Annotated in this window: 10 protein-coding genes and 1 pseudogene; 8 read left to right on the top strand and 3 right to left on the bottom strand. The window is 58.4% G+C overall.

The window, feature by feature from the left end; genetic code table 11:
* The 7 genes and pseudogenes from Q0O19_RS12220 to arfB all read left to right on the top strand — a co-directional run.
* A pseudogene (locus Q0O19_RS12220) lies at positions 1-853 on the top strand (NADH-quinone oxidoreductase subunit L); the annotation flags it as partial.
* Between the two features lie 22 nt (positions 854-875).
* Entirely contained in the window at positions 876-2,351 is a 1,476-nt protein-coding gene (locus tag Q0O19_RS12215) for an NADH-quinone oxidoreductase subunit M (protein WP_295523373.1), read from the top strand.
* Positions 2,352-2,401: 50 nt separating this feature from the next.
* Positions 2,402-3,889 (top strand): NADH-quinone oxidoreductase subunit NuoN, encoded by a 1,488-nt coding sequence (gene nuoN / locus Q0O19_RS12210; protein ID WP_295523371.1) that lies wholly within the window; start codon positions 2,402-2,404, stop codon positions 3,887-3,889.
* Between the two features lie 15 nt (positions 3,890-3,904).
* Complete coding sequence (locus Q0O19_RS12205; RefSeq protein ID WP_295523369.1) at positions 3,905-4,207, top strand: DUF2818 family protein; 303 nt, start codon at positions 3,905-3,907, stop codon at positions 4,205-4,207.
* 35 nt (positions 4,208-4,242) lie between these two features.
* Complete coding sequence (locus tag Q0O19_RS12200; RefSeq protein ID WP_295523367.1) at positions 4,243-4,827, top strand: NUDIX hydrolase; 585 nt, start codon at positions 4,243-4,245, stop codon at positions 4,825-4,827.
* Positions 4,828-4,839: 12 nt separating this feature from the next.
* Positions 4,840-5,379 (top strand): DUF1178 family protein, encoded by a 540-nt coding sequence (locus Q0O19_RS12195; protein ID WP_295523365.1) that lies wholly within the window; start codon positions 4,840-4,842, stop codon positions 5,377-5,379.
* 17 nt (positions 5,380-5,396) lie between these two features.
* Positions 5,397-5,798 carry an alternative ribosome rescue aminoacyl-tRNA hydrolase ArfB gene (gene arfB / locus Q0O19_RS12190; RefSeq protein WP_295523363.1) on the top strand — a complete coding sequence of 134 codons (402 nt, stop codon included), beginning with the start codon at positions 5,397-5,399 and terminating at the stop codon, positions 5,796-5,798.
* Between the two features lie 24 nt (positions 5,799-5,822).
* Here arfB and Q0O19_RS12185 read toward each other — a convergent pair whose 3' ends face one another.
* The gene (locus tag Q0O19_RS12185) at positions 5,823-7,085 is read right to left on the bottom strand and encodes a GDSL-type esterase/lipase family protein (protein WP_295523361.1); all 1,263 of its coding nucleotides are present in this window, start codon (positions 7,083-7,085) and stop codon (positions 5,823-5,825) included.
* Positions 7,086-7,277: 192 nt separating this feature from the next.
* On the opposite strand from Q0O19_RS12185, the gene flgJ reads away from it, so the two are divergent.
* Positions 7,278-8,447, top strand: coding sequence for a flagellar assembly peptidoglycan hydrolase FlgJ (gene flgJ, locus Q0O19_RS12180; RefSeq protein WP_295523359.1), 1,170 nt, complete (start codon positions 7,278-7,280; stop codon positions 8,445-8,447).
* A gap of 15 nt (positions 8,448-8,462) precedes the next feature.
* Here the strand turns inward: flgJ and Q0O19_RS12175 are convergent, their stop codons facing one another.
* Together Q0O19_RS12175 and Q0O19_RS12170 are read right to left on the bottom strand one after the other, a co-directional pair.
* A complete protein-coding gene (locus Q0O19_RS12175; RefSeq protein WP_295523357.1) occupies positions 8,463-10,472 on the bottom strand; it encodes an acyltransferase family protein in 2,010 nt (669 codons plus the stop codon).
* On the bottom strand, positions 10,469-11,489 hold a 1,021-nt coding region (locus Q0O19_RS12170), incomplete at its 5' end, for a hypothetical protein (protein ID WP_295523355.1). The genes Q0O19_RS12170 and Q0O19_RS12175, both read right to left, overlap by 4 nt.

Genomic DNA, 11,489 nt, shown 5'->3' with positions numbered 1-11,489 from the left:
GATCACCTCATTGCTGGGCTCGTTGGCTCTGATCGGCACGCCTTTGTTCTCGGGTTTTTACTCCAAGGACAGCATCATCGAGGCAGTGCACCTGAGCAATTTGCCTGCTGCTGGCTTTGCCAACTTTGCGGTCTTGGCGGGAGTGTTTGTTACCGCCTTCTATTCGTTCCGCATGTATTTTCTGGTCTTCCACGGCAAAGAGCGTTACGACCAGAACCCGGACGCACACCATGGTCACGATGACCACCACGGACATGACGACCATGGCCACGACAAACCCCACGAGTCGCCTTGGGTGGTCACCGTGCCGCTGGTTTTGCTGGCCATTCCCTCGGTGGTCATTGGATTCATGACCATCCAGCCCATGTTGTACGGCGATTTCTTCAAAGATGTGATTTTCATTGACGCGGTCAAGCACCCCGCCATGAAGCAACTCGGTGAGCTGTTCCATGGTCCTGTGGCCATGGCGCTGCACGGCTTGAGCACGGCACCGTTCTGGCTGGCTTTGGCTGGTGTGGTCATCGCTTGGTACATGTATTTGATCAATCCCAAAGTGCCTGCCTTCTTTGCTAGCGCATTGCGTCCGCTGGTGGTGGTCTTGGAAAACAAATACTTCATGGACTGGATAAACGAGAACATCCTGGCCAAAGGGGCGCGTGGTTTGGGCATGGGACTGTGGAAGGTGGGCGATCGGGCCATCATCGATGGCTTCTTTGTCAACGGTTCTTGGAAAGTTGTGGGCCTGGTGTCTGGTGTGGTGCGCTGGTTCCAGTCCGGTTTCCTATACCACTACGCCTTGGTCATGATTTTGGGTGTGTTCGTGCTGATGACGTATTTCGTCTGGCTCGCTTAACGGTTTTGAGGACAAGATAAAAATGGGATTGTTAAGCCTTGCCATCTGGACACCGATTGCTTTCGGTGTTGTCTTGCTGGCCCTCGGTCGTGACAGCCAAGCCCGCGCTGTGCGCTGGTTGGCTCTCGTCGGCTCGATCGTCAGTTTTTTGATCACATTGCCCTTGTATGCCGGGTTTCAGCTGGGCACCTCGGCCATGCAATTCGTCGAAAAAGCATCCTGGATAGAGCGCTTCAATGTGCATTACCACCTTGGGGTGGACGGCATCTCTCTGTGGCTGGTCTTGCTTACGGCGTTCATCAACGTGGTTGTGGTGATTGCCGGCTGGGAAGTCATCACCCGCAAAGTCAACCAGTACATGGCCGCCTTCATGGTCTTGTCGGGTTTGATGATCGGCGTCTTCAGTGCCCTCGACGGGATTTTGTTTTACGTCTTTTTTGAAGCGACCCTGATCCCGATGTACCTGATCATTGGCATCTGGGGTGGTCCTAACAAAATCTATGCCGCGTTCAAGTTCTTCTTGTACACCTTGCTCGGCTCCTTGCTGATGCTGATTGCGCTGATCTATTTGTATGTCGCTTCCGGCGGTAGTTTTGATATTCTGACTTGGCACAAGCTGCCCTTGTCGGACCCGGTACAGACCTTGCTGTTCTTTGCCTTCTTTGCAGCGTTTGCGGTCAAAGTCCCCATGTGGCCTGTGCACACTTGGTTGCCCGATGTGCACGTGGAGGCGCCTACGGGGGGCTCTGCTGTGTTGGCGGCGATCATGCTCAAGCTCGGTGCCTATGGTTTCCTGCGTTTTTCGATGCCCATCGCACCGGATGCCGCCCAAGAGTGGGGCATGTTCATCATTGTCCTGTCCTTGGTGGCCGTGGTCTATGTCGGTTTGGTGGCCATGGTGCAGCAAGACATGAAAAAGCTGGTGGCTTATTCGTCTGTGGCGCACATGGGTTTTGTCACCTTGGGCTTCTTCATTTTCAACCCGCTGGGCGTGTCTGGTGGCATCGTGCAAATGATTGCGCACGGCTTTGTGTCGGCCGCCATGTTCTTGTCCATTGGCGTGTTGTACGACCGTGTGCACTCGCGTGAAATCGCCAGCTACGGTGGCGTGGTCAACACCATGCCCAAGTTCGCAGCGTTTGCGTTGTTCTTTGCCATGGCCAACTGCGGTTTGCCAGGCACGGCCGGCTTTGTGGGCGAGTGGATGGTCATCTTGGGTGCCGTGCAGTTCAACTTTTGGGTGGGCTTGCTTTCTGCCTCGGCCTTGATTTTTGGTGCTGCTTACACCCTGTGGATGTACAAGCGGGTTTATTTGGGTCCTGTGGCCAACGACGATGTCAAAGCCTTGACCGACATCAATGCCCGAGAATTTTTGGTGATGGCCTTGTTGGCCGCTGCCGTGCTCTACATGGGCGTTTATCCCAAACCGTTCACCGATGTGATGGACAGCTCGGTGTTGGACCTGCTCAAACACGTGGCCCAATCCAAATTGCCTTGAGCCGTGGACGGCTCATGCATTGCCAGTTTTGAAGAATTGAAAGAACACACATGATGGACAACTCCAGCTGGATGACGGTTTATCCGGAGATCGTGTTGCTGGTCATGGCCTGCGTCATCGCACTGGTCGACCTCTTCGTGAAAAGCCCCAAGCGCACAGCCACCTATGCTTTGACTTTGTTGTCATTGGGCGGTGTGGCTTTGTTGCACGCGATGTATGCCGACGCAGGCCAAACCCTTTACGGTTTTGGCCGCTTGGTGGTGAGTGACCCGATGGGCCACTGGTTGCGCTGCTTTGCCACCATCGCTGTGATGGTCACCTTGGTTTATTCGCGCCCCTATGCTGCCGACCGTGACATGTTGCGTGGTGGTGAGTTGTTCAGCCTGAGCATGTTCGCCTTGCTGGGCATGAGCTTCATGATCTCGGGCCAGAACTTCATCGTCATTTACCTGGGTCTGGAGCTCTTGACCTTGTCGAGTTATGCCCTGGTGGCTTTGCGCCGTGACCACACCCAAGCCACAGAAGCGGCCATGAAGTATTTTGTGTTGGGTGCCATGGCCTCGGGTTTCTTGCTGTATGGCATGTCCATGATGTACGGTGCGACCGGCAGTCTGGAGCTGTCTGAGGTCATGAAGGCGATTGCCACAGGCCAAGTGAACCACCAAGTCCTGGTGTTTGGTTTGGTGTTCATCGTGGCCGGCTTGGCGTTCAAGATCGGCGCGGTGCCATTCCACATGTGGATTCCCGACGTTTACCAAGGCGCGCCCACTGCAGCCACATTGATGATCGGTGGCGCCCCCAAGTTGGCGGCTTTCGCCATCATGGTCCGTTTGTTGGTGGAAGGCTTGCTGCCCTTGGCGTTTGATTGGCAGCAGATGTTGTCGGTCTTGGCGATCGGTTCTTTGTTGATCGGTAACCTGGCGGCGATTGCCCAAACCAACCTCAAGCGCATGCTCGCTTACTCGACCATCGCGCAAATGGGTTTTGTCTTGCTCGGTTTTGTGGCCGGGGTTGTCAATGGCCAAACCACCTTGGCCGCCAATGCTTACAGCTCGGCCATGTTCTACATGGTGTCTTATGTGTTGACCACTTTGGCCAGCTTTGGCGTGATCATGTTGCTGGCCCGTCAAGGCTTTGAGAGCGAAGAAATCACCGATCTGGCCGGTTTGAACCAGCGAAGCCCACTTTATGCAGGAGTGATGGCGATTTGCCTGTTCTCCATGGCCGGTATTCCGCCGATGGTGGGTTTCTATGCCAAGCTGTCGGTGCTGCAATCCCTGATCGTTTCGGGCCAGAGTTTCTACATCGGTTTGGCGATTTTTGCCGTGATCATGTCGCTGATTGGCGCTTTCTATTACCTGCGCGTCGTCAAGGTCATGTATTTTGACGAACCCGTCACAGCCACCACCGTGTCTGCGGACACCGATGTTCGCGTGGTCTTGTCGATCAACGGTTTGTTGGTCTTGGTTTTGGGGATTGTCCCGGGTGCATTGATGGCGCTGTGCGCCAACTCGGTGGCCCGCATGTTGGCCGTGTAACCGGATCAGACCCGCATGTCGATGTCTTTGCAAATTGTGATCTTGGTTTTGCTGGCGATCCTGGCTGCCAATTTGCCATTTGCCAACCAGCGCATTTTGCTCTTGGGTCCTCACCGCGAGGCCAAACCACTGCTTTGGCGACTGGCCGAGTTGGTGCTGCTGTACTTTGTGGTCGGTGGGGTGGGCTTGGCGCTGGAAAACCATGGTGGCCAAATTGCACCGCAAGGCTGGGAGTTTTATGCGGTCACGGGCACCATGTTTGTGACCTTGGCCTTCCCGGGTTTCGTTTACCGCTACCTCATGCACCGTCAGCATTGAGACCGGTGCTGCCCGCTGCGCCTGAGGTATTGCCCATGACCGATGCCCATTTGATCGAGCACAAGGTCAGCCAAGAGGCCTTGTTGCACGGCAACTTTCTGCACGCTTTTCGCGATACCGTGCGCTTGCCCAACCAGAGTTTGGCCACCCGCGAGTATGTGGTCCATCCCGGTGCCGTGATGGTCATTCCCATGCTGGAAACGCCCCAAGGCCTGCAGCTGGTGCTCGAGCGGCAGTACCGCTACCCTGTGGGCCAGGTGATGATTGAATTTCCGGCAGGCAAGCTGGACCCCGGAGAAGACACCTGGCTTTGCGCTCAGCGCGAATTGAAAGAAGAAACCGGTTACACCGCTCGCCAGTGGGCGAGGGCAGGGGTGTTGCACCCGGTGATCGCCTATTCCACGGAAGTCATTGAAATTTGGTTTGCCAAAGACCTGACTTTGGGTGAACGCCGGCTGGATTCGGAGGAGTTTTTGGACGTCTTCACCGCCACCCCAGAGGCGTTGATGGCTTGGTGTCAGAGCGGCCAAGTGACCGATGCCAAAACCCTGACGGGTGCGCTGTGGTTGCAAAACACTTTGTCGGGCCAATGGCCCTTGGTTTGGCAAAGCTTGGGCTGACAAGACTGCACCATGAAAGTCCTGGACCTTCAATGCGCGCAAGGCCACAGCTTTGAAGGTTGGTTTGGCTCGCAAGACGATTACGACAGCCAGCGTGCCAGAGGCTTGGTGACCTGTCCGGTGTGCCAGGACAGCGACATCCTCAAAAAACTCTCGGCCCCTCGCCTCAATTTGGGTCATGGTGTCGCACCAGACGCTGCTCAAGCGCCCGTTGCGCCTCGCGATGCAAGCAACGGTGCCGCCAATTGGCCTGCTGCGGCGCCGAGCCCAGAGCCCAGCTTGCCGGCCCACAGCGCAGACCCTGCGATGAACACTGACACCTTGCAACAGATGCAGGCAGCCATGATGAAAATGGTTCGCCACGTCTTGGCCAACACCGAAGATGTGGGCTCGCAGTTTGCGCAAGAGGCGCGCAAAATTCATTATGGCGAACGCCAAGAGCGCCATATCCGTGGTCAGGCCACCCGCGAAGAAACCGAAGCACTGATCGACGAAGGCATTGATGTCATGCCCCTGCCTGTGCCGGAAAACCTAAAGGGTCCGCTGCATTAGTGCAGATGCTGCACAGAATGAAGCATGCCCTGCACATCGATGACGCCGAAGTCGAGCTGACCGCCATCCGGGCGCAAGGTCCGGGTGGGCAAAACGTCAACAAAGTCTCCACCGCGATCCAGTTGCGCTTTGATGTGGCGAACTCTGGCTTGCCCGATGACGTCAAGCAGCGTTGGCTGGCGTCGGGAGACAGCCGCTTGACGCAAGAAGGCGAGTTCATCCTCAAGGCCCAACGCCACCGCACCCAAGAAGCGAACCGGCTGGACGCTTGGGCCAGGTTGTACGAAACGCTGGACTTGTACACCAAGCCCCCCAAAGCCCGCAAAGCCACTAAGCCAACTTACGGCTCTGTCAAAAGGCGGCTGGAAGGCAAAGCCATGCAATCCAAAATCAAGGCTTCCAGGCAGGGCAAAGACTGATCACCGAGAAACGACCACACCTGTTTACCGAGGCTTGATCGGCACCACGCTCACGAAACTGCGAGCACTTTGCGCGTAACCCTCTGGGGTCAAGTGCAGCAGGTCGGCTTGCATCCAGCCTTTGGCCTGCCAGCGCTGCGCAGCGCCTGGACCGCCCATGGCTTTTTGCCAGTGCCAGTGGGCGCAACCTTTGGCAACGGCCAAGCGGTATTGGCTGTCGTTGATCAGGCGCAGGGTGTTGGATGACCTCTGGGCATCGGGTGGGCCGATCAAAATGCAGCGTGCCCGGGGGTAGGCGGCCTTGAGTTGGCTAAGGCTGGCGCTGATTTGTTGCTCATACAAGCCGACCTTGAAGTCCGGGTCCAGCGACTCATTGGTGCCCGATTGCAAAATGACCACGTCATAGCCATGGGCCAGCGGGTCTTCCCGGCGCAGGTGGGCGGGGCTGACCACCCGCCAGCCTTTGGCCGTGGCTCCGGGGATGCTGAACACATCCAAGATGACTTGGGTTTTGCCCTCGTACACCGGTGCAATGCCATCGATGCGCATGGCACCAGCCACCACCCGCAACTTGAGCGTGGCAAAAGGCTGTTCGGATTGCACCCGCAGGCGCGGTCTGCTGCCTGGGGTGAATTGGACGATGGACTCGATACCGTCATCGACGGTGACACCCAAGACCAGACCCCGATCTGCAGGATCCTTGGCCAGGTGAATGTCGGCCCATTTCAGGCGGGTTCGGGGGTCTGGGTAGCGAAAGTCCAGCCACAGGAACGCACCTGCTTGTTCGGTGTGGATGGCGCTCAAAGACTTGGCGTAATTTTCTGGCCCTTCTTTGGGGGTGCGGTAGGCCATCGCCAATTGCCAGTCGTCGCTCAAGCAAGCCCGGCGCAACGGCTGGCGAACGCCCTTCAGACCGAATGTAGGGGCCAAAAAGCTGGGGTGGGTTTGAGCCACTGGCAGGCGCAGGGCCTCCAGCATGTTGTCGGCAAAGGTTCCCGAGGCGGTGTGGCTGTCGCCCCACAGGCCAATTTTAAGAGCGTTGGGTTGGGCGTTGACCTGGGGCCCTGGCGCAAGCGCCCCGGATTGGACATCCCCTTCGACTTGGCTCGCCCTCTCGGCTGTGGCACGCTCTGCCGATGGCCTTGATTTGAGAGATGGGCATTTGAATTCGGCCGGATCTTTTTGACCTGACAGGCGCAACAAGGCCAGATCGGGTGCAGCGAGGGCGCTGACCGACCCGCAGGCACCAGCAAGGGCGATGGCGCATCTGAAAAGGACATTGATCAAAAAAGGGTTCCGTTCAAATAGCCTGGCCCGTGTTTTTAACATCTGGCAACGGTGGCGGGTCAGCGGGGTGTCTCCATCCAGTGTCATTGTGAGTTCAATTTATGGCGCGAAAATTGCTTTTAATTTTGAAACTGTGGAATAACCGTCAATTTTGAGGCTCAGTGAACCTCTGTACCGACCAAAAATGAAGCCATGACCTTGCTTGCCACGCCCTTTGCCCCCGCGGCGTCCGATTCTTCGGAGCGCCCAACGGGTGCGCCTGCGCGTTCGGGTCATCCCTCTGCATTGCAAGGCGCGGCTTTTTCGCAGGCTTTGTCCAAGCTCAAGCCCCAGGGTGATGTGGTCAAAGTCCGATCTGGGGACACCTTGAGCGGCTTGATTCAAAAGCGTTTGCAAGACACGAACGCTGCGTTGAAGCTCTCGGGCGAGCAGTTGTACCGTGTGGCTTTGAAGGTGGCCGCTGACAATGGCATCCCCAACGCCAACTTGATTTACCCTGAGCAAAGGATTGATTTGTCATCGGCGCAGCCCTTGGCCATGGCCGAAGTACTGAGCCCGGACACCTCCGTCAAGCCCTTCGCCTCAGCCCAGTCCAGCCCCTTGAGCCCAGCGCTCCCATCCCCTCGCGCCAGCGCCCATTCTGAGGGGCAGCGTGCATTTTTAGCCCAGCATGGCCAGGCCGCCCGACAGACCCAAGCCACCAGTGGCATTCCTGCCACTTTTATGGTGGCGCAGGCCGCGCTGGAAACAGGCTGGGGCCAACACGAGATCCGATTCGAAGACGGCCGCACTTCGCACAACCTGTTTGGCATCCGCGCTGGGGGCAACTGGAAAGGGCCGGTGGCGGAGGTCTGGACCACCGAATTTGTGAACGGCAGCGCGCAAAAAGTGCGGGGCCAGTTCCGTGCCTATGGCAGTTACGAAGAGTCTTTCAACGACTATGCCCGACTGATCAGCCAAAGTCCGCGTTATGCCCCCGCCATGCGCCATTTGGGCGATCCACAAGCCTTTGCCAGTGCCTTGCAAAAAGCGGGTTACGCCACCGCACCCAACTACGCGAGTGTGCTGGGCTCGATGATCGAAAAGACCCAGCGTCTGCAAGGGACTGCGCCGCCCGCCGTGGCAGCATTGACCTTGCCGGTCCCTTCTATGCCGATGAACACCTTGCCCACCACAGCGCAAATGCTCAGCATGCGGCAAGGAGGGCAGAGCACTTCAGAAGCGGCCATGGGCATCATGAACAGTGCGCTCAACACGCTGCCCGGTGGACAGGGGGCGACGGTGGTGGGGCTTCGCCAGTGGCGCCAGTCTCCTTACGCCGAACTCGGATCGGCCAATCCACTTCCCATACCCCGGCCCTGACTGCATGCCATCCGATCAGTTCTCGGGTGACCCCGGTTGATCCGGCGGAGACACAGAAGGGGATGATGAACTTGCCGAGGTCGCAGCCTTGTCTGTCTCGTTCATGGGCGATGTCATCGTTGCAGCAGAGGGTGCTTTGGATGAAGCGGGTGATGGTGTGGGCGGTCCAGCAAGGGATCCCATGGTGGGTTGGGACGGCAAGGGCAGTTCCGGGCGTTTGAGTTGCCGCAGCGAAGGGCCCGTCAGCATCACCTCGGGCTGACCGAGGGCGATTCGGATCTGGTTGTAATAAGCATGGATGCCGCTGCCCGATAAGTGTATGCCGTCTTGTACAAAGTAAGCCGGGTTGTTTTGGCCAATGGCATGCCAGTCCACCAAGCGCACGTTGTCAAAGTTTTCGCTGACTCTGGCAATCAAGGCGTTGTTGGGTCCGATCCAACGCCGTGCACCGTAGACGTTCAGCACCACCACCGTTTTGCGGTCGGCCAGTTGCTCGAGCAAGCCCCGAAACTGTTGCTCGCCCAAATAACCATTGGTGCCCAAATGGATGACCGCTGCATCGCCCAACTGAGATTGTTCGCGCAGGCTTTTGACCAGTTTCAGACCATCGCTGCCTTGACGCCCCACCTTGGCCTCGACGCGGGCGGCAGGTAAACGGCGCAGCAAATAGGGGCCAGCGCCCAGCAACACCGAGTCACCCACCAACGTCACCTGTTGGTAAGAGACGCCAGAGCCCTGGGATGGCAGTGTGGCAGCGGGCAGTGAAGCTTCGACGGCAGCCATGGCGGTTGGCGGGGGAACCCGTTGGCTGGCAACAGGGTGGGTCGCATGGATTTTGTCTTGGGGCTGGGTGGTCGCTGTGGTCCCCAACTGTGTCGTGAAACTCAAAACACCGACGTTGGCCAAGACCAATGCCCCCCCCACGATCCGCGTGCCAGGTCCCCATGGGGACGAACCCGCAGCCCAAGGCTTTTCGACCCAACGGTAAGACGCCTCCGCGCAGACCAGCGTGAGGGCCAATCGGGCTGCGTTGACCCAGGTCAGCTCCAGCGCGTCAGCCTGCGAAGACGGCGCCAGCCAGACCACGACCGGCCAATGCCAGAGGTACAAGGAATAAGACCGCTTGCCAAGCCACAGCATGGGCCGTGTGGACAACATCCAGGCCACCCAAGTGCCCTCACAAGTGGCGGCCACCACCATCACGCCAACCATCACAGCGACCAACAAAAAACCACCTTGGTAGAGCCCGGCCATGCCTTCGTGGGTTTCGGCCATGGCCCAGACCAGTGCAGCCAGGGCCGCCGTGCCCAACACATTCAGCGCCTCGTCCCTGGCAGGTGAGCTCAGACGCAGTTTCCATGGGTTCCACCAAGCGGCCAAGGCCGAACCGGTCAGCAATCCCATCAAATGCGTGTCCGTCCCCAAGTAAACCCGGCTGGGATCGCCGCCGTCGATGTGTGTGATGAACAACCAAGCCATCCAGGCCGTGCTGGCCACTGCGATGAAACCGGCAGCCAGTCCCAAACCAGTTTTGCCGAATGGGCGCAACAGCCACACAAACAGAAGCGGCCACAGCAGGTAGTACTGCTCTTCTACGGCCAATGACCACAGGTGCTGCAGCAGTCTGGGGTGTTCGATGGCTTCGAAATACGACTGCTGCGCCACGATTTGCCACCAGTTGGACAGGTACAAAAATGCGGCAGGCAGGTCTTCGACCAAGCGCGACAGCGCAGCAGGCGACAACAACGGCGTGAGGGCCACCACGGCCAACAACATGACCAAGGCTGCTGGAAACAGGCGGCGTGCACGGCGCATGTAAAACGCTGCAAAGTCGATCCGACCTGTTCGCGCGTGTTCTTGTAACAACAGCGCGGTGATGATGAAGCCCGACACCGTGAAGAAAATATCTACCCCTAAAAAACCGGCGGGCAAAAAGTGGCCCAGGTTCAGGTGGTAGCCCATGACCGCCAGCACGGCCACGCCGCGCAAGCCATCAAGGCCGGGCAAACGGGCCAGAGTGCTCATGGCGCGGTCAGGTCCATGTCGGCCATGAAGCGCTTGGCCAGTTCACGGTAACCGGCGGGGGTGAAGTGGATCAGGTCGGGGGCCATCAGGGGAGGGCTTTTGCGCGCCCAGGCGTAGGCGCTGCCCACCCCACCCATGGCCTCTTGCATGCGCCAGGACAGACAACCGTGTTGCGCTGCCAGCTCGGACTGGATCTGAGCGATTTGCGCATGAATGCGGCTGAATTTCAGCAAGTCGATCGCCGGTTTTTTGCTGCCCTTTTTGGCTTTGGTTTTTTTGGTGGTTTTGGACTTGACCACCCGAATACCCCGGTCTCCGGGACCGATCAGCACGCACTGTGTTTGAGGAAAAACTTGGCGGAAGTTGCCCAAGGCTTTGTTCAGCGTGTCTCGGTAAGCCGTTTCACTGAAACGCGGGTCGTTGCCTTCGTTGGTGCCAAAGGCGATCAGGCTCAAATCATAAGTTTGGTCCGTGAACCAAGTGGCCAGGGAGGGCAGATCACTGCGCACCCAACCTGCCACTGTGGCCCCGGGGTAGGCGAACAAGTCCAGGTGCAGAGCGGTCGGCGATGCCGGTTCTGCCAGCTTGAGGCCTTGAAATCGAAAGGCCCCCTCAAGCACACGAATCTGCAAGGTGGACAAGGGGACATCGGTGCTCAACGCCACTGCATGGGGGCCGGCCTGCGGGGACAGGGACAGTTCCGATTCGGCTTGACCGTCCACGCTGATGGCCAGCCGTGTGGTGCCCGAGGCTTCGCCATGGTGCAAGATCTGCAATCGGGTGTGGCGGGGCTGTCCTTGGGCATCGCGCAGGTCCAGAGCCAATGTGGCCCCGGATCGTTTGGCGACCAAACTGGTCATGCCCGGGCCGGGTGCTGCGGCCGCACCGCTGTGGGCGTAAGCCATTTCACGCCCCCATTCGCCGGACAAACAGGTCTTGCGCACCAAGCCTCGCACACCGCCGTGACCCACGCCAGCGTGCACAAAGCGCTGGCTCAGGGTGTCTTGGTTGGGCCCT

It is taken from the genome of Limnohabitans sp. Rim8 (assembly GCF_945869175.1).
In the GTDB taxonomy this organism is placed as follows: domain Bacteria; phylum Pseudomonadota; class Gammaproteobacteria; order Burkholderiales; family Burkholderiaceae_C; genus Limnohabitans_A.
The sequence above is the reverse complement of the archived record's forward strand: the minus strand, read 5'-3'. Positions and strand labels throughout refer to the sequence as shown.